The following is a 20,155-nucleotide window of genomic DNA, read 5'->3' as shown; positions in this document are numbered from 1 at the left end:
CGACAATCAGCCTATCTCAGCTGTCGAGGCCGGTGAAGGGGTGCAGATGGACCAGTCGAGGGTGCCCGAAGCGAGGGTTGTCGAGGCCGTCGAGAAGCGGCTGTTCATCGACGGGAAGTGGACCGAGGCGACCCGCGGCGCGACGTTCGACGTCGTCGATCCGTCGACCGGCGAGGTGCTGTGCGCGGTCGCCGACGCGTCACCGGCGGACGGCCGGGCCGCGCTAGAGGCGGCCGTTGCTGCGCAGCCGGACTTCGCGCGTACGTCGCCACGCGAACGGTCCGACATGCTGATGACGGCGTACGAGCTGTTGACGCAGCGTGTCGACGATCTGGCGTTGCTGATGACGCTGGAGATGGGCAAACCGCTGGCGGAGGCGCGCGGCGAGATCGCGTACGCGGCCGAGTTCTTCCGGCACTTCGCGGGCGAGGCGCTCCGGATCGACGGCGGGTACCAGACCGCGCCGGCCGGGAACGCCCGCTTCCTGATCACCAAGCAGCCGGTCGGTCCGTGTCTGCTGATCACCCCGTGGAACTTCCCGATGGCGATGGGGACCCGCAAGCTCGGCCCGGCGATCGCGGCCGGCTGCACGAGCGTCATCAAGCCCGCTCATCAGACGCCGCTGTCGATGCTGGCGTTGATGGGGATCCTGGCCGAGGCCGGCGTACCCGCGGGGGCCGTCAACTGCGTCACAGCGATGGATGCGGGCGGCGTGACGGAGCCGCTGATCCGGTCCGGGCTGGCGCGGAAGCTGTCGTTCACCGGGTCCACGCGGGTCGGCCGGATCCTGCTCGAGCAGTGCGCGGAGAAGGTGCTGCGGACGTCGCTCGAGCTCGGCGGCAACGCGCCGTTCGTGGTCTTCGAGGACGCGGACCTGGACGAGGCGGTGACCGGCGCGATCGCGGCGAAGATGCGGAACATGGGCGAGGCCTGTACGGCGGCCAACCGGATCTTCGTGCACGAGTCGGTGATCGACGAGTTCGGGCGCCGGCTCGCGGAGCGGATGGCCGCGCTGACGGTCGGGCGCGGCACCGAACCGGGCGTGAACGTCGGCCCGCTGATCGACGAGGCGGGGCGGGAGAAGGTGCGGTCGCTGGTGGCGGACGCGGTCGGCCGGGGCGCGACCGTACTCACCGGGGGAGACGTGCCGTCGGGGAGCGGGTACTTCTACCCGCCGACGGTGCTGACCGGCGTACCGCGGGAGGCGGCGATGGCCGATCAGGAGATCTTCGGGCCGGTCGCGCCGCTGACGCCGTTCAGCACCGAGGAGGAGGTCGTGCGGGCGGCGAACGACACCGAGTACGGGCTGGTCGCCTACGTGTTCACCAATGACCTGCGACGGGCGCTGCGGGTCGCGGAGTCGATCGAGACCGGGATGGTCGGGCTGAATCAGGGCGTGGTGTCGAATCCCGCCGCGCCGTTCGGCGGCCTGAAGCAGTCCGGGCTCGGCCGTGAGGGCGGCGCGGTCGGGATCGACGAGTTCCTCGAAACCAAGTACATCGGGATCGCGGTCAACTGACGGGTCCGGGGTCGACGGGGCTCAGCGGCTGACGAGGCGCTCGATGGCGTCGTCCATGTGGGCGCTCAGGAGCTCGTCGGTGCGCGCGACGTCGCCGTCCCGGATCGCGTTGGCGAGCCTCTCGTGCTCGATGGCGCGGGCGTCGGTGGCGGCGTACGTCTCCTCCAGGGCGTGGATGCACATCCGGGTCTCGACGATGGACGTCTGATGCATCCGCAACAGTCGAGGGCTACCGGCCAGCCGCACGAGCAGCTCGTGGAACGCGATGTCGAGTTCGCCGACCGCGGCCGGATCGCCGTCGGCGGCCGCCATCCGGTCGACGATCGCGAGCAGCGCCGTTCCGATCGTCTCGAAGTCGCCGTCGCGGAGGATCTTGAAGGCCGCGGCGCGCTCGATCGCCTCGCGGGCGAGGTACATGTCGCGGATGTCCTCGGGCGTCATGTCGATGACGAACAGGCCGCGGTTGCGGATCGAGACCAGCAGCCCTTCCTGCGTCAGCCGCTGCATGCCCTCCCGCAACGGACCCCGGCTGACGCCGAGCTTGCGGGCCAGGTCCGCCTCGACGATCTGTGCGCCGGGCCTGAACTCCCCGTGGCCGATGGCCTTGCGCAGTTTGTCGGCGATGATGCTCGGTGTCGACTCCTGAGCCAGCGGCTCGATGTAACTGGTCACTCCGAATTCCCCCTTGTGGCGAACAACGTCCCCAGATCTGGCAAGGAGGGTACAACCCCGGCCAACTCGAGCCCTTTCCAGACCGTCACCTGGTTCGCGGTCAGTACCGGCTTGCCGACTGCGGTCTCCAGTTCGTCGACAATCCCCAGCGTGTGCATCGCGGTGTCCGGCACCAGGATCGCTTCGGCGTCCGGGTGGTCGGCGGCCTTCACCATCGCGACCACCTGCTCGGGTGCGAGCGTCCCGACCTCCGCGGCGGTGATGATCCCGTTGCTGCCCATCGACACCACGTCGACGCCGCCCGCGGTCAGGAACCGGACGAAGTGCTGCGCGACATCCTCTGGGTACGACGCGGCGACGGCGACCCGCTGGACCCCGAGCGCCCGGCACGCGTCGACAAACGCGATCGAGGTCGAGGACGCCGGTACGCCGAGTGCCTGCGCCACTCCGGCCGCCTGGATGTTCGCGCCCTCCCGGCCGAACACGAAGCTGCCCGAGGTACACGCCCACATCACGGAGTCCGGCCGCGCCGGCTTCAGCTCCGCAGCCCCCTCGGCGAGCCGTTCTGCCCGGCCGAGGTCGAGGAGCGCGTCCACCCGATGCGCGTCCTCGCCCACGGAGGTGATGACGACCGGGAGCTTCACCGATCCGTCGAGCCGAGCCTCGAGCGACGGGTAGTCGTCTTCCGCGCTGTGTCCGGGATAAAGGAGTCCTACCGTGACCATCGGGCCTCCTGGCTGGTCCATCGTCCGAAAGGTAGATTGTCGACAATGTTAACCCCAGAGCGCTCGGGCACCGGATCTGTCGCGTACGACGCCGCGCGGCTGGCCGGCACGCTGCGCCGGGAACTCCGGGGTGCGGTTGGCGACGATCGGGGAACGCGGGCGCTCTACGCGGCGGACGGGTCGAACTACCGCGCAGTGCCGGACCTGGTCGTCGTACCAGCTGATGCCGAGGACCTGGCGGCGGCTGTTGCGCTGACTGCCGCGGCCGGGGCGGCGGTGGTGATGCGGGGCGGCGGTACGTCGATGGCCGGCAACGCGATCGGCGGCGTGGTCATCGACACCTCGCGGCACGTGAATCGCATCCTCGACATCGACACGTCGGCGCGTACGGCGGTCGTCGAGCCGGGCGTCGTACTGACCGATCTGCTGGCCGCCGCGAAACCGCACGGTCTGGCGTTCGGCGCCGACCCGTCGTCGGCAAGCCGCGCGACGCTCGGCGGGATGATCGCCAACAACGCCTGCGGCGCCCACTCGGTCGCCTGGGGAACCACGGCCGACAACCTCCGCTCCCTGGACGTGATCCTCGCCGACGCAACCCGCCTGACCCTCGACTCCGGCGTCGGGCGAGAACTCGACTCCGGTGTTGGGCGAGGGCTCGGTTCGGCGGGTGGCGTGGGGCGAGGGTTCGGCTCGGTGGGTGGCGTGGCGGCGGATCCTGCGGTCGCCGCAGTGCGTGCGGGGTTGGCGGCTCGGCCGGGGCGGGAGGGGGAGTTGCATCGGGCGCTTCAGGCTTTCGCCGAGCGGAACGAGTTGCTGATTCGCCGGCGGTTCGGGCAGTTCACGCGGCAGATCTCCGGTTATGCGCTGCATCGGCTGCTGCCGGAGTACGGGTACAACGTGGCCGGTCTGCTGGCCGGCAGCGAAGGCGGTCTCGCCGCGACGCTGCAGGCGACGGTCCGGCTCGTTGAGTTGCCCAAGGCAAAGGTCTTGTGCGTTCTCGGGTTCGCCGACTCGATCACGTCGGCCGACTGTGTGCCGGTCGTGCTACGGCATGCGCCGCTCACGATGGAGTCGATCAACAACGAGCTCGTGGACCGGTTGCCGACCGAGGTGCGTGACGCCGCGGTCCACGCCGGGCTCCCGAGCGGCAATGCCTGGCTGCTGGTCGAGATCGCCGGCGATGACGAGGCGGCCGCCGCGTCGGCTGCCCGCGCGATGCTTGAGGAACTGCGTGATTCCGGCGCGACCGCGTCGCTGGTGACCGACCCGAAGGCGCAGGCCGTTCTGTGGCGGTGCCGTACGGACGCCGCGGGCCTCGCGACGCGGCGCGCGGACGGGGCCGAGGCGTGGGGCGGTTGGGAGGACGCCGCCGTACCACCGGAGCGGTTGGGCGGGTACCTGCGCGGTCTCGACGAACTGCTCGGGCGGCACGGTCTGTCGGGTGCGTCGTACGGGCATTTCGGCGAGGGCTGCATGCACGTGCGGATCGACTTCGACCTGCTGAGTTCGCGCGGGATCGCGACGTACCGCGAGTTCGTCGAGCAGGCCGCGGATCTGGTGGTCGAGCTCGGCGGGTCGGTGTCCGGCGAGCACGGTGACGGGCGGGCGCGTGGCGAACTGCTCAGCAGGATGTACGGCGCCGACGGGGTGGCGCTCCTCGGCGAGCTGAAGCGGATCTGGGATCCGGCGGGCGTGCTGAACCCCGGCATGATTGTCGACCCGCCGCGGCTCGACCTCGCGATCCGGCACGACGGGCCGGCCAAGGATCGCAGATTGTTGACAGTCTTCGACTACCCGGAGGACGGGCACGACTTCGCGCAGGCCCAGCGGCGGTGCGTGGGGATCGGGAAGTGTCGACAATCCTCAGGCAGCGTGATGTGCCCCAGCTACCAGGTGACGCGGGACGAGCTGCACTCGACGCGTGGACGGGCGCATCTGTTGTGGGAGATGTTGCAGGGCGACCTGATCACGGACGGGTGGCGGTCGACCGAGGTACGCGACGGACTGGACCTTTGCCTGTCGTGCAAGGGATGTCTGTCGGACTGCCCGGTGAATGTCGACGTGGCGACGTACAAGGCCGAGTTCACGCATCACCACTACGCGCGCCGCCCGTGGGCGCGACCGTTGTCGCACTGGTCGATGGGTTGGCTGCCTCTGTGGTCGCGTCTCGCGTCCCGAGCGCCCGGCCTCGCGAACCGGTTCGCCGGACTGCAACTGACCAAGCGCCTCGGCGGAATCGCCGCAGAACGGGAGGTCCCGCCTTTCGCACCGGAGACGTTCACCCACTGGTTCACCCACCGCGACAGCCCGGGGTCGGGTGGTGGGCGGCGGGTTGTGCTGTGGCCGGACACGTTCACCAACTACCTCGCGCCGGAGATCGGCCGTGCCGCGGTCGCCGTACTGGAGGCCGCCGGGTTCGAGGTGATACTGCCTGCGAAGCCGGTCTGCTGTGGGCTCACCTGGATCTCGACCGGCCAGCTCACCACCGCGCGCCGCGTCCTCAACCGATCCCTCGGCGTACTCGCTCCGCACCTCCAAGCCGGTACGCCGATCGTCGGCCTGGAACCCAGCTGTACGGCGGCCCTCCGCCACGACGCCCCCGCTCTGATTGCCGACAATCCGCTCGCTGCGTCGGCGGCCGCGAACACCCGCACGTTCTCCGAGCTGCTCGCCGAGTCCGGCTGGCAACCGCCGCACATCGGGGGAGTGGCGTACGTCCAACCGCACTGCCACCAGCACGCCGTCCTCGGCTTCGACGCCGACCGCAAGCTGATGGAAGCAGCCGGCATCGACGCAGGTCTCGCGGAACCGGGCTGCTGCGGCCTCGCCGGCAACTTCGGCTTCGAACGCAACCACTACGAGATCTCCAAAGCGGTCGGTGAACGCACGCTGCTCCCCACCGTACGGTCGTTGCCCGAGACAACCACCGTCCTGGCCGACGGCTTCAGCTGCCGAACGCAAATCGCCCAAGCCACACCCCGCCGCCCCCGCCACCTGGCCGAACTCCTCGCCCAAGCCCTCCCCACCCCGCGCCATCCCGAGTAACCAGCCACCCCGAGGCACAACACGAACGGATATCCGTTGGTGTGTTGGGTTCTCCCCTGGCATACGAGGGGAGAACCCAACACGCCAGGGGATATCCGTTCCTCCGCCTCGCGCGACGCGGCTGTGGTCAGGCTGTCGGCCGCGGGTCGGCTAGGGGGTTAGTTTGTGGGTGGCTCGGCGGAGGCGGGTGATGCCTTCGTGGATGCGGGCGGGGGGTGTTGAGGCGAAGCAGAGGCGGAAGGCGTTCTGGAACCGCGCGGTGGGGGAGAAGGCCGGGCCGGGGATGAAGGCGACGCCTTCGGCCAGCGCGAGTTCGAACAGTTCCTCGGCGTTGACGCCGTTCTCCAGCGTGACCCAGAGGAAGAAGCCGCCCTCCGGATCGGTCCAGTGCGCGATGTCCCTGAAGTGCTCGGTCAGCGCGGCACGCATCGCTTCCTTACGCAGCTTGTACTCCGCTCGCTGCCGGACGAGATGTTCCTCGAGATGCCCAGCGGCCAGGAACCCGGTGAGCAGCCGCTGTGCAGGCAGATTCGTGCAGGTGTCCATCGCCTGTTTCGCGTTGATCAGCAGCTGCTGCAGTTCGGGATCCGCGTCGACCCACCCGACGCGAAGACCGGGCGCGACGATCTTCGAGAACGTCCGTACGGCGAAGACCAGCGGATCGCCCGCACCGAGCTCCCGCAGCGTCGGGAGCGGCTCGCCCGCGAATCGGAGCAGGCCGTACGGATCGTCGTCGATCACCATCGAGCCCCATGACCGGGCCAGCTCCAGCAGGCGATGCCGCCGTTCGAGGGAGAGCGTTGCACCGGACGGGTTCTGGAACGTCGGGATCGTGTAGATCGCCTTCGGTCGCCGCCCGTCGAGCAGCCGTGGTAGATCGTCGACAATCATCCCATCGTCGTCGACCGGTACCTCGAGCAGCTCCGCGCCGTACGAGAGCGCGGTTGCGCTGCCGTTCGTGTACGTCGGCGACTCGACCACGACCAGATCGCCCGGGTCGACGAAGATCTTGCAGAACAGGTCGAGGCCCTGCATGCCGCCGGCCGTGATGGTGAGCCGCTCGGCGGTCGTCTCGTCGCTGGTCCCGCGCAGCATGTCCAGCAGCGCCGCGTGCAGCGGCGGGTCGCCCTCGGTCGCCGCGTAGTCGTAGCTCGAGGGCCGGCTCAGCTCGTCGGCCGCGATCGCGGACAGGATCTGCGCCGGCACGGCCTCGGCCGCGGGTGATCCCATCGCGAAGCGGACGATGTCGTGCGTCTGCTTGTGCAGCAGCGACGTACTCGAGTCGATCACCGAGCCCACCAGTCCGGCGGCGCGTGCGGCGTACGGGAGTGCTGGCAAGGGACTACCTCCTGATCGTCAGTTCGTGGGACAGACCGGTCAGTCGTTCCACTCCGTCGGCGGCGACCACCACGGGCTCGGACAGCTCGTAGCCCCAGCCGTCCATCCACATCCCGAGGATGACGTGGAACGCCATTCCCGCGGCCAGCACGGTGGTCTCCTCGGGCCGCAGGCTGACGGTGCGTTCACCCCAGTCCGGCGGGTACCCGATACCGATCGAGTACCCGATCCGGGATTCCTTCACCAGACCGTGCGCGGCGATCACGGCGTTGAACGCTGCGTGCACGGCACCGCCGGTGACGCCTGGTCGGATTGCCGACAATGCGGCCCGCATGCCGTCGGCAACGATCTTCGCGGTCTCGCGGAGCCGTCGCGGCGGGTCGCCGAGCATCACGGTGCGGGCGAGCGGGGCGTGGTACCGGCCGAACACGCCGGCCAGCTCAATCGTGGTTGCCTCGTTGTCGACAAACGGACGATCGCTCCAGGTGAGGTGCGGCGTACCGGCGGCGGTACCGGTCGGCAGCATCGGCACGATCGCCGGGTACTCACCGCCGTGCTCCGACGTGCCGATCGTCTGCGCGGCGAGGATCTCCGCGGCCACGTCGCACTGCCGCCGACCCGGCTGGAGCCGATCGAGCGCGGTCCGCATCGCCTGCTCGGCGATCCTGCCGGCGATCCGCAGTTGACCGATCTCGTACGGCGACTTGACCAGCCGGAGCCAGTTGACCAGCTCGGCGGAGTCGACCAGCCGGCGCCCGGGCAGACCGTTGCTGAGGGCAAGGTAGCTGCGCGCGGTGAAGTAGTGCGCGTCGCTCTCGATCGCGACGTCGGCGCCGGCCGGGATCAGCTCGTGGCAGACGTTCGCGATCCAGTCGTACGGATGAACGTCCGGCCGGTGAACCAACTGCTCGGGATACCCGTGGATCTGCTCCAGGCGCAGGTTGCAGGTGTACGACGCTCCGGCCGCGTCCATCGCCCGCGCGAACAACCGCACATCGCCCTCGGCCGGAACCAGCAGGCACTGCGGCGTGTAGAACGACCAGGCGTCGTACCCGGTCAGGTAGAAGAGGTTCGCGGGGTCGCTGACCACGAGCGCGCCCAGACCACGCTCGGCCAGTACGGCGCGGACCCTCGCCAGCCGGGCGCCGTACTCAGTCATCGAGGGCTCAGTCATCGGAGGCTCAGCAATCGCTGCCCCGGACCGATCCCGGCATGTCCGGCGAGTTCGAGCGCGGACCACATCGTGACCTGGTTCGCGGTCAGCACCGGCTTGCCGAGCGTGGCCTCCAGCCCGGCGATCACGTCGTACGTCGGCAGGTTCGTGCAGCTGATGAAGATCGCCTCCACCGCCTCGCTGTCGACGCTGCGGACCAGTTCCACGGTCGTCTCGTTGGGGACGGCCCAGATCTGCGCGATCAGGCCGAGCCCGGCGGTCGCGACCACCTCGATCCCGGCCTGGGCGAGGAACGCGGTCAGCCCCGCGGTCAGGTCGTTCGTGTACGGCGTGACCGTCGCGATCCGGCTGACCCCGAGCCGGCGCAGCGCGAGCAGCAACGCGCCGCTCGTGGTCACCGCGGCCGGCGCACCGGCGCCGACCATCGCGTCCACAAGCGCCAGTTCGCCGGTCAACCCGCCGACAAAACTGCCGAACGTGCAGGCGTAGGCGACCGCGAGCGGGGCGACCGCGAGCACGTCGTACGTCGTCCGCGCGATCAGCTCCGGATCCGAGATGTGCACCGCCATCTCGACGGTGGCGGCCATCGGTGCGTACGGCGTCCGCGTGACGTGCAGCGTGACGTCGTCGGGCACCCAGCGCCACAGCTCGCGGTCGAGCGCGAAGTCGTACGGCGCGACGACACCGATGCCGGTCTGCAGCAAGGGAGGCACCGCCGCCGGCATCGGATGGGTGGAGGGACGCGTGCTCATGCGAGTCAGTGTGCGGCCACCAGGAGATTGTTGACAATCCTACTAGCGAGTTCCTAGCCTCGATGGGTGCCAGCCTCCCCGCCTGCCAGTGCCGAGCGACCTGTGATCGCGGTGCTCTGCGAGCGCGCGACCGACCGGCCGCCGGGTCTCGGCGGGCTGCCGGTCGACTTCCGGTACTGCGCGGCGGACGGGCTGGGCGAGGCGGTTCGGGGTGCGCGGGCCCTGATGCTCTGGGACTTCTTCTCGACGGCGGTCCGGGACGTCTGGGCGCACGCCGATGCGCTCGAGTGGATCCATGTGACCGCGGCCGGTGTCGACACACTGCTCTTCGACGAACTGCGGGACTCCCCGGTCGTGGTCACGAACGCGCACGGCGTGTTCGACCGGCCGATCGCCGAGTACGTGCTCGGCGCGGTGATCGCGAACGCCAAGGACAGCCTCCGCAGCTTCGACCTGCAGCGCGGCCGTCGCTGGCAGCACCGCGAGACCCGGAGTGTGCTGGGCGCGAAGGCACTCGTCGTCGGGACCGGTGCGATCGGACGAGAGACTGCCCGGCTGCTCCGCGCCGCCGGGTTGGAGGTGCGGGGCGCCGGCCGGGTCGCGCGAGGGGACGACCCGGACTTCGGCGAGATTGTTGCCAGCAGCAATCTTCCGGCCGAGGTCGGATGGGCCGATCATGTCGTGATCGCCGCGCCGTTGACGGCCGCGACCCGTGGGCTCGTCGACGCCGGGGTCCTCGCCGCGATGCGGCCCGGCGCGCACCTCGTCAACATTGCTCGCGGTCAGATTGTCGACGAAACGGCACTGCTGGCCGCGGTCGGCAGTGGACGGATCGCGGCCACTCTCGACGTCTTCGACAACGAGCCGCTGCCGCCGGAGCATCCGCTCTGGGACGCGCCGAACGTGACGATCACCGCGCACATGTCCGGTGACGTGATCGGCTGGCGCGACACCCTCGCGAACCAGTTCGTCGCCAACGTACGGCGCTGGCTGGCCGGCGAACCGCTGCTGAACATCGTCGACAAGAAGCTTGGCTACATTCCGACAGGAGATCGATGAGACAAGCAACCGAGCTGGTCGAGGGTTACCGCACCGGCGCGCTGTCCCCGGTCGAGGCGACGCAGGAGGCACTGGACGCGATCGAGCGGTACGACGAGCAGGTCAACGCCTTCGTTCTCGTCGACGCCGAAGGTGCGCTCGCCGCGGCCAAGGCGTCGGAAGCCCGCTGGCACGCCGGCACGCCACTCGGTCCCGGCGACGGCGTACCGACGTCCATCAAGGACGCATTGTGGACAAAAGGCTGGCCGACACTGCGCGGCAGCACGATGATCGACCCGGCCGGACCGTGGGACGAGGACGCGCCGTCCGTCGCCCGGCTGCGTGAGACCGGCGCGGTCTTCCTCGGCAAGACGACGACGCCGGAGTACTCCTGGAAGGGCGTCACCGACTCCCACACGTACGGCGCGACGGGCAATCCGTGGGATCCGGCGAAGACGTCGGGCGGATCGAGCGGCGGTTCGGCGACGGCGGTCGGACTCGGGATGGGCGTGTGGTCGCTCGGCACGGACGGCGGCGGATCGGTCCGGATCCCGGCCGCGTTCACCGGCACGGTCGCGCTGAAGCCGACGTACGGGCTGATCCCGTTGTTCCCGCCGAGCGCGTTCGGGACGCTGTCGCATGCGGGGCCGATGACGCGGACGGTGCGCGACGCGGCGGCGCTGCTCGACGTGGTCACCGGGTTCGACGGGCGGGACTGGTCGGCGATGCCGACTCCCGGCCGGTCGTTCCTGGACGGGCTCGACGACGGGGTCGCCGGGGTGCGGATCGGGTTCTCTGTAGATCTTGGTTTTGTTGACAATCATCCTGAGGTCGAGGCGCTGGTCCGGACCGCGGTCGGCGTGCTCGAGGACCTGGGCGCCGACGTGACGGAGGTGGATCCGGGGTTCACGGATCCGATCGACGCGTTCAACGTGCTGTGGTGGTCCGGCGCCGCGAAGGTGCTCTCGGCGTACACGGTCGACGATCGCGTCGATCCGGGACTGCGCCGGGTCGCGGAGCTCGGGGCGGCTTACTCCGCGTCGGACTTCCTCGACGCGAGCGCGGTCCGGATGGACCTCGGGACGCTGATGGGCCGCTTCCACGAAAAGTACGATGTGCTCGTGACGCCGACGGTGCCGATCACGGCGTTCCCGGTCGGTCAGGACGTGCCGGACGGTTCGGCGTCGCCGGACTGGACCGACTGGACGCCGTACACGTATCCGTTCAACCTCACCCAGCAGCCCGCGCTGAGCGTGCCGTGCGGCTTCACTCAGGCCGGACTGCCGGTGGGATTGCAGGTAGTCGCGCCGCGGCATGCCGACGCGCTGACGCTGCGGGTCGGCCAGGCGTATCAGGCGGCCACGGACTGGCATCGGCGTACCCCGACCTTGGAGGCCAAGTGAGCAAGCACATCACCGTCAGCCTGGACAAGCGCGGCGTGAGCTGTGTGGCGAAGTTGCTCGACGACGTGGCGCCGCGGACCTGTGCGGCGGTGTGGGATGCGCTGCCGCTGTCGGCGCCGGTGTTCCACGGAAAGTACGCCCGGAACGAGATCTACACCTTGCTGCCGGGGTTCGCGCCCGATCCCGGCAAGGAGAACACGACGGTCACGCCGATCCCGGGGGATCTGTGCTGGTTCTCGTTCGACTCCGACGATCTGGGGAATCCGGCGTACGGGTACGAGAACACGACCGGCACCGGGACGACTGGTGCGATTGTCGACCTTGCGGTGTTCTACGGACGCAACAATCTGCTGATCAACGGCGATCAGGGCTGGGTTCCGGGCAACGTGTTCGGCGCGATCACGGAGAACCTCGACGAGTTCGCCGCCGCCTGCCAGGACCTCTGGATGGGCGGCGCGCGGGGAGAGACGTTGTCGTTCAGTCGGCTGTGAGCGGCTGCTGGAGTTCGGTGACCCAGTGCTCCGGGTCCTCCGGGGTGTCGAGGTAGAGCTCGCGGGCCGGCTCGGCGGCGCGGCGGCCGTTGTCGTCGAGCCAGCGCGCCAACGCCTGCCAGGAAGGCAGTACCTGGTCGATCGGGCCGCGGTGCACCAACGTCGCGGCCTGCGTCGTGGGCAGGTCGATCACCTCCAGTCCGTTGAGGTTGCCTCCGGCATCGACCGCGGCCGGCACTGTCGCGCGTACGACGACCTCGTCCGCGGACTGCTGCGCGTACAGGCACGTCAGCCGGCCGGATGGGCGTACGTCGGCGTCCGGCAACCGCCGGCCGAGCTCCGCGCACAGCGGGTGCACCACGGGCGTGATGTCGTCGGGCGTGAAGCTCGCGGCCGCGGCGGTGAGACCGACCAGTCGTACGGCGGGCAGTTCCTTGACCACGATGTCGGCAGTCGGAATGTCGGCTTCCAGACTGCGCAGACGTGACTCGACCTGTGCGAGTCGCGCGGAGCTCTCGGCCAGCATGGTCTCTAATTGGGCCCGTCGCATCGTGAGCATCGTGCGCAGTTCGGCTGGGCCGAGATTGTCAACAATCATCGTGCCGACCTGGTCAAGGGAGAAGCCGAGGTCCTTGAGCGCGACGATCCGGTTCAGGTCGGCGAGCTGACCTGCGGTGTAACTGCGGTAGCCGGTGACGGGATCGACGTACGCCGGTCGCAGCAGGCCGAGAGCGTCATAGTGCCGCAGCATCCGAATCGACACCCGGCCGTGGCGGGCGAACTCTCCGATTGCGAACATGACGGCAGTCAACCAGCCAGGAGCTCCGCGAACGTGATCGCGGTGTCGTCCTCGTGCCACGGACCGATCACCTGGGCGCCGACCGGCAGCCCGGCCGGTGTGCGTCCGATCGGCATGCTGAGCGCGGGATGGCCGGTCAGCGATGCGTGCGCGATCCAGAACACCTGTGTCTCATAGGGATGTCCGTCGATGGTCGTCGAGCCGTGCGGGAAGGCGACGGTGAAGCTCGTCGGGCACAGGAAGACGTCGATGTCCTCGAAGTACTGCTGCCAGCTCGCGCGCGCCTGCATCCGGCGCCGGTCGAGGTCGCGGACGTCCGCGGCGGTCAGATCGCTGTCCGAGTCGCCGTGCAGCGCGAAGAACAGTTCGACCTGGCGGCCGAATTCCTCCGCCTGTTCGTTCGCGTCCACCCCGGCCGGCCAATTGTTGACAATCTTCGCGCCGCTGCGGGCGAGGTGGTCGATCGTGTCGGACAACGCGTCGCCGACCTCGCTGGAGACGGGCGCTGCGGGGTGATCGGTGACGACGCCGACGCGGTAGTCCTGGAGCCGGTCGTGCCGGGGCGGGCGGAGGTTGTACGAGTACGGGGCTTCCGGGCCGGCGGTCGCGCGGAGTGCGGTCCGGAGGTCGGGGGCGGAGCGGGCTAGTGGTCCGATTGTTGACAAGTTGGGCAGTTCGGTCGGGAGGTACGGCGTACCGGGGATCTCGAAGCCGCGCAGTGGGATGAGGTTGTTGGTGGGTTTGAGTCCGTAGACGCCGCAGTACGCCGCCGGGAGGCGGATCGAGCCGACGAGGTCGGAGCCGTACTCCAGGTAGGTGAGGTCGGCCGCCAGTGCTGCCGCCGCACCGCCGCTCGATCCGCCGGGGGTGCGGTCGAGGTCGGCGGGGTTGTTGGTCCGTCCGTAGATCTCGTTCGCAGTCTGCCCGAAGTCCGCGAGCATCGCGTGCACGTTGGTCTTCCCGACGACGATCGCACCGGCGCGCTGCAACCGCTCCACGACAACCGCGTTCCGGTCCGCGACGTACTCCGCGAACGCCGGATTCCCCCAGGTAGTGCGCATCCCGGCCACATTGAAACAGTCCTTGACCGTCACCGGCACCCCATGCAACGGCCCGACCACACCACCGCGCCCGGCCGCACCACCGCGTTCGACCACCCCGCCCCGCCCGGCCGCAGCGCCCTGCTCAGCCAGTAGCGCGTCGGCCCGGTCCGCTGCCGCCAAGGCGTGGCCAGGCCGGACCTCGACCACCGCGTTGACCTTCGTATCGTCGACAATCCGCGCGAGGAGCTCCTCCGTCACCTCACGCGACGTGACCTGACCCGTGCGGATCCGCTCCGCGATCTCTCCTGCTGTGTACATGGAGCCGGTCTATGGTCTGACACCGTGTCAGAGTCAACGCCCGACTTCGGCTCCGTTGTGAAAGACCCGCTGGATGCGCGTCTCGAGTGAGCTGCAGTCCAGGTCGGAGCCCCGCAGCAGAACCAGATCCGCCCGCTTGCCCGCCGCGATCTCACCGCGGTCGTCTGCGAGTCCCAGCAGTGTCGCCGCGTCGATCGTGGCCGCTCGCAGCGCCCCCGCGTCACCCAGGCCGGCGGCAGCCAGATGCCTCAGTTCCCACAGCACCTCGGTGTGCGGCCGGACCGGGTTGTCGGTGCCCATCGCGATGCGCACTCCCGCGGCTATGGCGAGTCGCATGGATTCGAGGTGGGCCTCGGCGGCGCCGCCCGGTGTGGCGGACGGATCCGATTGGGTGACGGAGAGGGTCGGCACGTACCAGGTCCCGTGCTCGGCCATCGCCTGCACCGCGGTCTCGTCGAGGTACGTCCCGTGTTCGATGCTCCCCGCACCGGCGCGGGCGGCGAGTTCAGCGGCCCGCGCTCCGTGCGCGTGCACCATGATCCGCCGGCCTCCGCGTCGCCGCGCCTCGTCGACCAGCGCGGTCAGCTCGTCCTCGGTCAGCTCGAGGTCCTCGAGGCCCTTCCCGATCGCCAGCGAACCGGTGACGGTCACCTTGATCCAGTCCGCACCGGCCCGGACCATCCGCCGTACGACGGCCCGCGCCTCGTCGGCGCCGTTGAAGATCGGATCGGGCAGCGAAGGATCCTCGAAGAAGTCGAGCGGCCCGGTCCGTGGCGCCCACAGGTCGCCGATGCCACCCGTCGTACCCACTTGCCGCAGGCTGAGCAGCACCTGCGGCCCGTCGATCCAGCCCTTCTCGACGGCCATCCGCACTCCGGCGTCCGCGCCCCACGCATCGCGCACCGTCGTGACGCCGAGGCTCAGGAGGGTACGCAGCACGGGTACGGCGGACAGCGGACGAACCGACCGCGGCAGCCCGAACGGGTCGATCCGCGTCTGCGCGATGCACAGATGCGTGTGGCAGTCGATGAACCCCGGCACCAGCAACCCACCGCTGCAGTCGATCGCCTCATCGCCGTCCAGCCCGATCCCGACGTCAACAATCCGATCACCGACCAGCACGACATCCGCCGTACGCGCCTGACCGGTGGTGACGTCGAGGACAGAGCCTGAGTGCAGCAGGAGACGGCGAGTCATTCCGGCATCCTCGCAACCGCCGGGCTCACTCGGCAGCTATCGACTCTCGAGGTAGGCGAGCACCGCGAGGACGCGACGATTGTCATCGGGCGTGGGAGCGAGGCCGAGCTTGGCGAAGAGGGTGTTGACGTAGCTCTCGATCGTCTTGAGGCCGAGGAACAGGCGTTCGGCGATGGCCGTGTTGGACCGGCCCTCGGCCATCAGGGCGAGCACCTGCTGCTCGCGTTCGGTCAGCCCGCCGAGCGGACCGGGGCCACCGGACATCAGCGCGGCGACGACATCGGGGTCCAGCGCCGAACCGCTGCGAGCCACCCGCTGGACCGCCTCGACGAAGTCCTCGATATCGGTGACGCGATCCTTCAGCAGGTACCCGAGCCCGCCGCCCCCACCGCGGAACAGATCGAGGGCCCGCCCGGCGTGCACCCACTGCGACAAGAGCAGGATGCCGAGCGCCGGATGATTCGCCCGCAGTTCCTGCGTGGCTCGCAGTCCTTCGTCGGTGTGAGTCGGCGGCATCCGGATGTCGACGATCGCCACCGCAGGCCGGTGCTGATCGACCGACGTCAGCAGCTCGGGTGCCGTGCCGACTGCGGCGTCGACCGCGAAACCCTCTTTCGTCAGCAACTGGACGATCCCCTCGCGCAGCAGCACGCTGTCGTCGGCGATCACGACGTGCATGGCAGCACCGCCTCGAGTGTCGTGCCCTCGCCCTTCTCGCTGTGCACTGCGAAGCGCCCACCCGCCGCGGCGACCCGGTCGGCAAGACCCTGCAGGCCGCCGCCCGGTGTCTGCACCGCACCACCGGCGCCGTCGTCCGCGACACAGAGCAGGATCGCGTCGCCGGTACGACGTACGTCGATCCGGATCGCGGTTGCGCCGGCGTGTTTGGCCGCATTCGCCATGCCCTCACAGGCGACGAACCACGCCGTTGCCTCGATCATCGGTGGAAGGCGATCCGGCATCACCTGCAGCGTTACCGGGATCGGCAGCCGCGCGGCCGTCGTACTCAGAGCGACCGCAAGCCCTTCGTCGGCAAGGACCGGTGGCAGGACGCTGCGGGTCAGGTCGCGGAGGTCGCTCACGGTGCCACGCAGTTCGGAGACGGCGTCGGCGAGCAAGGCGGCGGTCGCTCGGTCCGGGCTCTCTCGCTCGGCGATCCGTAACTGCAACGCGAGTGCGACCAGCCGTTGCTGTGCGCCGTCGTGCAGGTCGCGCTCGATCCGCCGCCAGTTGCTGTCGTCTGCGTCGACGATGCGCGACCGAGACGCCTCGACCTCGGCAAGCCGTACGGCGGCTTGTGCGTGCAGGGCGGCGTTCTCGATCGCCAGGGCCGCGGAGGACAGGACCGCGTCCAGGAGCCGTGGTTGATCGGCGAACCGCCCGTCCAGCTCCACCACTGCCACCGCGGTCCCACTGGCAACCACTTCACGCCGGATCCGTCCTGGCACCGGGTCACCCAGGATCGCGGCGTGGCCGGAAGCGTCGACGACCTGATCGCCGTCGAGGTAGACGATCGTGCTGGTCGGGTCGCCCAGGGCCTGCGACAGGATCGCCGCGATCCCGGATGCTGCGACCTTTCCGCTGCGCAGCGCGGAGGTGAATGTCTCGATGGTCCGCGTCGCGATCCACGTCCGGCGATCGAAACGGCGGTCGACGGCGGCCCGGACGACCCGGAGCAGCGGGCGGAACGCGGCTGCGACGGCAAGGGTGCCTGCGGCAACCAGTACCGAGGAACCGGCGCCGGCGCGGGGGAGCAGTGCGCCGAGTCCGACTGTGATGCCGGCGTACAGGCCGACGAGGAGGACTGTCACTGTTGCGTAGGTGATGGTCCGCCCGACCAGTCGTTCGACGTCGAACAGCTCGTGACGGCGCATCGCGATCGTGACGCAGACGAGCAGCGGTAGCGGAGCGCACAGCGACGTCACCGTCTCCGCGACGACGGAGCCCGCCAGCGCGGCGGTCGCGGCGATGAGTACCGCGGTGAGTCCGACGCCCCACAACGCGAGCACGACCTGCCGACGTACCCGCGGCTGCCGTAGACGGACCGCGATGGCGGCGATTCCAGCGGCCATGGAGAGCGCGGCGAAGGCCTCGCAGATCCCGATGACAGTCAGCGCTGGGTCAAGGTCGGCGGGTACGGAAATGTCGACCGGACCGTTGTCGGCGACGATGCCCGGAGCTCGGTGCGGCCAGATGGCGACCGCGACCGCGATCGGGCATGCGAACCAGCCGATCAGGTACGTCACGAAGACCGGACGCCAGCGTGCGGACGGCAGGTGACCGTCCGGGAAGAGGAATTGGAAGAGTGGCAGGGAGGCGCCGGCGAACACACCGACGATCTCGGCTACGGCGGCAACCGTCCCGACGCGGTCGGTGAGCACACCGTCGCGGACCCGCCCGGCTGCATAGCTGTAGCACAGTGAGAACGCGACCAGTGCGACCCCGCCGGCGAGCAGCGCCCAACCGGCTCGGTTGGCCGGCTGCCGGTCGATGATGATGGCTGCGAACACGCAGGCCGCCGACCCGCTGGCGATGCCGACCAGCGACGTCGGATCCAGCGCACCTGCCAGGACCGGCCCGAGCAGGCCGGACACTGCCGCCAGCGATCCGGCGATCCAGCCGGTCGCCGCGAGCGCGTCCGCGCGGACGACCTGCCGTCGCAACACCATCCGCCCCCCACCGCCCATCCAGTGCCCACGCAGTACCTGTCCACCGTGTCCGGACCTCCGATGATCCGCTCCCGCCGGGTCGGCGACAACCGGGTAAACCCTGGCCGGATTGCCGGGTTGGCACCGCAGACCGGCCGCCGGCCGGAGCGGATCGTGGTCGGCATGACTACCACAACAGAGGTGACTGCGGTCACCGGGCGGCGACCGATGGGTTCGGTTCTGGCCGTCATCAGTTTGATCCTCGGACCTGTGCTGCTGGCTCTCGCGCTGGCAACTCTGCAGGAGCCATGGATCGGCGACGCACCGGACTACGCCATCATCAACAACGAGCACGGACTGTTGGTGCTGTCCTTCAACCTCGCCGCAGCGGCGTTCCCGTTCATGTTCGGTTCGGTGTTCGCGCTGGCGGTGGCCGGGCGCCGATCCCGTCGGCTGGCCGGCGCGGGTCTGGCGTGCTCGATCCTCGGGCTGTCGGCCATGTTCGCCAACAGCATGCTGAGCGTGCCACTGGTCCTGATGTACGGGATCGACGACCACAGCGGGTTCGACCAGCTCGCGGCGCGGCTCAGCTCGCCGCCGTTGGTGGCGTTGTTCGCGTTCCCGCTGTTCGTAGTGGGCACGTTCCTCGCCGGCGCCTCGCTCCGCGGGGTCGTCCCGGGCTGGGCCGTCGTGTGCATCGTGCTCGGAGGACTGTTCCCGATGGCGGTCATCACCGGGGTCGGCGTACTCGCACTGCCGATCGCCGCGCTCCGGATCGCCGGCAGCGTGCCGATCGTCAAGCGGTTCCTGTCACCAGACGAAGGGCAGTGAGGGCGTAGGCGCGTGCTGCCGTGACCAGCTCTGCGACGGCGACGGATTCGTCCGCGCGATGGGCCTGGGTGGTGACGGAGCCAGGGCCTAGGACAACGACCGGTACGCCGAGATCTCGGGCGATGTACCCGCCGTCGCAGGCCGCCGTCCACCCGGCGAGCGGCATCGGTGGTCCGCCGGCGTCGAAGCGCGCGGCCTCGGTGATCCGGACCAGGTCGGCGTCCTCGGGGGTCTCGAAGGCGGGCATCTCCATCGGCATCGCGAGCTCGACGGTCAGGCCGCGATCCTCCAGGTGCAGCGCGGCGATGCGGCGGTCGAGCTCGGCGAGAACTTCGGCGGGGGACTCGCCGGGGAGCAGCCGGCGGTCGGCGACGATCACGCAGTCGGCGGGAACGATCGAGCCGCCGGTGCCGCCGTTGATCTGCCCGACGCTCCAGGTCGCCGGGCCGAGCAGCGGATGGGGCGCGGCGGCGAGTTCCTTGTGCAGGCGTTCGATCTCGGCGACGACGGCTGCCGCGCCGTAGATCGCGTTGGCGCCGCCGTCCGGGTTGCCGGCGTGCGACGCGCGGCCGTGAACCGCGACCTGGAGGTACGAGTCCCCGCGCGCCGCCACGATCGTCTGCAGGTCGGTCGGCTCGGCGGTGATGCATCCGGCGTACTGACGGACCGGGTGCTGGTTGGCCGCGATGTAGGCGCGGATCCCTTTGCCGGTCTCTTCCTCGTCGACGACTGCGGCTAACTCGACCGGGCCGCTCAGTGTGGTGCCGCGGAGGGCAGCGAGGGCGATCAGGGACGCGGCGAGGCCGCCCTTCATGTCGGATGCGCCGCGGCCGTAGATCCGGCCGTCGCGCAGGAGGCCGCCGTACGGGTCGACCGTCCAGCCGTCGCCGACCGGGACGACGTCGGTGTGCCCGAGCAGCAGCAGTCCGGGATCGTTGCCGCCGGCAAGCGTGATCGAGACGTTGTCCCGGCCGGGCTCGACCGGAGAGGTACGGACGTCGAGGCCGAGCTGGCGACCCGCCGCGGTGAGGGCGGCCACCGTGGCGGCCTCCTCACCGGGCGGGTTCTGTCCAGGGGCCCGGACGAGATCCTGCGTGATCCGGACCAGCAGGTCCTCGTCGATGCGGTCCAGCACCTTCTGTTCGGCGGGCGTCAGGCTCAT

At 69.8% G+C, this 20,155-nt stretch carries 17 protein-coding genes; 6 read left to right on the top strand and 11 right to left on the bottom strand.

Annotation, left to right across the window (positions count from 1 at the left end; translation table 11 throughout):
- Nucleotides 1-46 precede the first annotated feature (46 nt).
- Nucleotides 47-1,519 carry an NAD-dependent succinate-semialdehyde dehydrogenase gene (locus ACLJOO_RS15930; RefSeq protein ID WP_410787925.1) on the top strand — a complete coding sequence of 491 codons (1,473 nt, stop codon included), beginning with the start codon at nt 47-49 and terminating at the stop codon, nt 1,517-1,519.
- Between the two features lie 21 nt (nt 1,520-1,540).
- Here the strand turns inward: ACLJOO_RS15930 and ACLJOO_RS15925 are convergent, their stop codons facing one another.
- Together ACLJOO_RS15925 and ACLJOO_RS15920 are read right to left on the bottom strand one after the other, a co-directional pair.
- Nucleotides 1,541-2,191 (bottom strand): GntR family transcriptional regulator, encoded by a 651-nt coding sequence (locus ACLJOO_RS15925; RefSeq protein ID WP_410787924.1) that lies wholly within the window; start codon nt 2,189-2,191, stop codon nt 1,541-1,543.
- On the bottom strand, nt 2,188-2,937 hold the full coding sequence (locus tag ACLJOO_RS15920) for a maleate cis-trans isomerase (protein ID WP_410787922.1): 750 nt from the start codon (nt 2,935-2,937) through the stop codon (nt 2,188-2,190). The genes ACLJOO_RS15925 and ACLJOO_RS15920 overlap by 4 nt, the downstream gene beginning before the upstream one ends.
- Nucleotides 2,938-2,961: 24 nt before the next feature.
- Between ACLJOO_RS15920 and ACLJOO_RS15915 the strand changes: the two genes are divergently transcribed.
- Nucleotides 2,962-5,961: an FAD-binding and (Fe-S)-binding domain-containing protein gene (locus ACLJOO_RS15915; protein ID WP_410787921.1), complete on the top strand. Its 3,000-nt coding sequence runs from the start codon at nt 2,962-2,964 to the stop codon at nt 5,959-5,961.
- A gap of 150 nt (nt 5,962-6,111) precedes the next feature.
- On the opposite strand, the gene ACLJOO_RS15910 is transcribed toward ACLJOO_RS15915, so the two are convergent.
- The 3 genes from ACLJOO_RS15910 to ACLJOO_RS15900 are packed head-to-tail and all read right to left on the bottom strand — an operon-like array spanning nt 6,112 to nt 9,225.
- Nucleotides 6,112-7,299 carry a PLP-dependent aminotransferase family protein gene (locus ACLJOO_RS15910; RefSeq protein WP_410787920.1) on the bottom strand — a complete coding sequence of 396 codons (1,188 nt, stop codon included), beginning with the start codon at nt 7,297-7,299 and terminating at the stop codon, nt 6,112-6,114.
- Between the two features lie 4 nt (nt 7,300-7,303).
- Complete coding sequence (locus ACLJOO_RS15905) at nt 7,304-8,458, bottom strand: M24 family metallopeptidase (RefSeq protein WP_410787919.1); 1,155 nt, start codon at nt 8,456-8,458, stop codon at nt 7,304-7,306.
- 11 nt (nt 8,459-8,469) lie between these two features.
- Nucleotides 8,470-9,225, bottom strand: a complete 756-nt coding sequence (locus ACLJOO_RS15900; protein WP_410787918.1) for an Asp/Glu racemase — start codon at nt 9,223-9,225, stop codon at nt 8,470-8,472.
- A gap of 66 nt (nt 9,226-9,291) precedes the next feature.
- Between ACLJOO_RS15900 and ACLJOO_RS15895 the strand changes: the two genes are divergently transcribed.
- Genes ACLJOO_RS15895 through ACLJOO_RS15885 form a run of 3 tightly spaced genes read left to right on the top strand, consistent with a single transcriptional unit; the run spans nt 9,292 to nt 12,157 of the window.
- Nucleotides 9,292-10,284, top strand: coding sequence for a D-2-hydroxyacid dehydrogenase (locus ACLJOO_RS15895; protein ID WP_410787917.1), 993 nt, complete (start codon nt 9,292-9,294; stop codon nt 10,282-10,284).
- Nucleotides 10,281-11,666, top strand: a complete 1,386-nt coding sequence (locus tag ACLJOO_RS15890) for an amidase (protein ID WP_410787916.1) — start codon at nt 10,281-10,283, stop codon at nt 11,664-11,666. The genes ACLJOO_RS15895 and ACLJOO_RS15890 overlap by 4 nt, the downstream gene beginning before the upstream one ends.
- Nucleotides 11,663-12,157, top strand: coding sequence for a DUF3830 family protein (locus tag ACLJOO_RS15885; RefSeq protein ID WP_131462638.1), 495 nt, complete (start codon nt 11,663-11,665; stop codon nt 12,155-12,157). Before ACLJOO_RS15890 ends, ACLJOO_RS15885 begins: the two co-directional genes overlap by 4 nt.
- On the opposite strand, the gene ACLJOO_RS15880 is transcribed toward ACLJOO_RS15885, so the two are convergent.
- From ACLJOO_RS15880 to ACLJOO_RS15860, 5 genes are read right to left on the bottom strand one after another with little or no spacing between them, the layout of a single operon-like run.
- The gene (locus ACLJOO_RS15880; protein WP_410787915.1) at nt 12,144-12,956 is read right to left on the bottom strand and encodes a MerR family transcriptional regulator; all 813 of its coding nucleotides are present in this window, start codon (nt 12,954-12,956) and stop codon (nt 12,144-12,146) included. The two genes, ACLJOO_RS15885 and ACLJOO_RS15880, sit on opposite strands and share 14 nt — an antisense overlap.
- A gap of 8 nt (nt 12,957-12,964) precedes the next feature.
- The gene (locus tag ACLJOO_RS15875) at nt 12,965-14,317 is read right to left on the bottom strand and encodes an amidase family protein (RefSeq protein ID WP_410787914.1); all 1,353 of its coding nucleotides are present in this window, start codon (nt 14,315-14,317) and stop codon (nt 12,965-12,967) included.
- Nucleotides 14,318-14,350: 33 nt separating this feature from the next.
- A complete protein-coding gene (locus ACLJOO_RS15870; protein WP_410787913.1) occupies nt 14,351-15,514 on the bottom strand; it encodes an amidohydrolase family protein in 1,164 nt (387 codons plus the stop codon).
- Nucleotides 15,515-15,550: 36 nt separating this feature from the next.
- Nucleotides 15,551-16,192: a response regulator transcription factor gene (locus tag ACLJOO_RS15865; protein ID WP_410787912.1), complete on the bottom strand. Its 642-nt coding sequence runs from the start codon at nt 16,190-16,192 to the stop codon at nt 15,551-15,553.
- Entirely contained in the window at nt 16,180-18,183 is a 2,004-nt protein-coding gene (locus ACLJOO_RS15860; protein ID WP_410787911.1) for a histidine kinase, read from the bottom strand. The genes ACLJOO_RS15865 and ACLJOO_RS15860 overlap by 13 nt, the downstream gene beginning before the upstream one ends.
- A gap of 162 nt (nt 18,184-18,345) precedes the next feature.
- On the opposite strand from ACLJOO_RS15860, the gene ACLJOO_RS15855 reads away from it, so the two are divergent.
- Nucleotides 18,346-18,993 carry a hypothetical protein gene (locus ACLJOO_RS15855; RefSeq protein ID WP_410787910.1) on the top strand — a complete coding sequence of 216 codons (648 nt, stop codon included), beginning with the start codon at nt 18,346-18,348 and terminating at the stop codon, nt 18,991-18,993.
- Here ACLJOO_RS15855 and ACLJOO_RS15850 read toward each other — a convergent pair.
- Entirely contained in the window at nt 18,959-20,155 is a 1,197-nt protein-coding gene (locus ACLJOO_RS15850; RefSeq protein WP_410787908.1) for a M20 family metallopeptidase, read from the bottom strand. The two genes, ACLJOO_RS15855 and ACLJOO_RS15850, sit on opposite strands and share 35 nt — an antisense overlap.

It is taken from the genome of Kribbella sp. C-35 (genome assembly GCF_046549195.1).
Classification (GTDB): Bacteria; Actinomycetota; Actinomycetes; order Propionibacteriales; family Kribbellaceae; genus Kribbella.
Note: the sequence above shows the minus strand (reverse complement) of the source record. Positions and strands in the feature narration are given on the sequence as shown.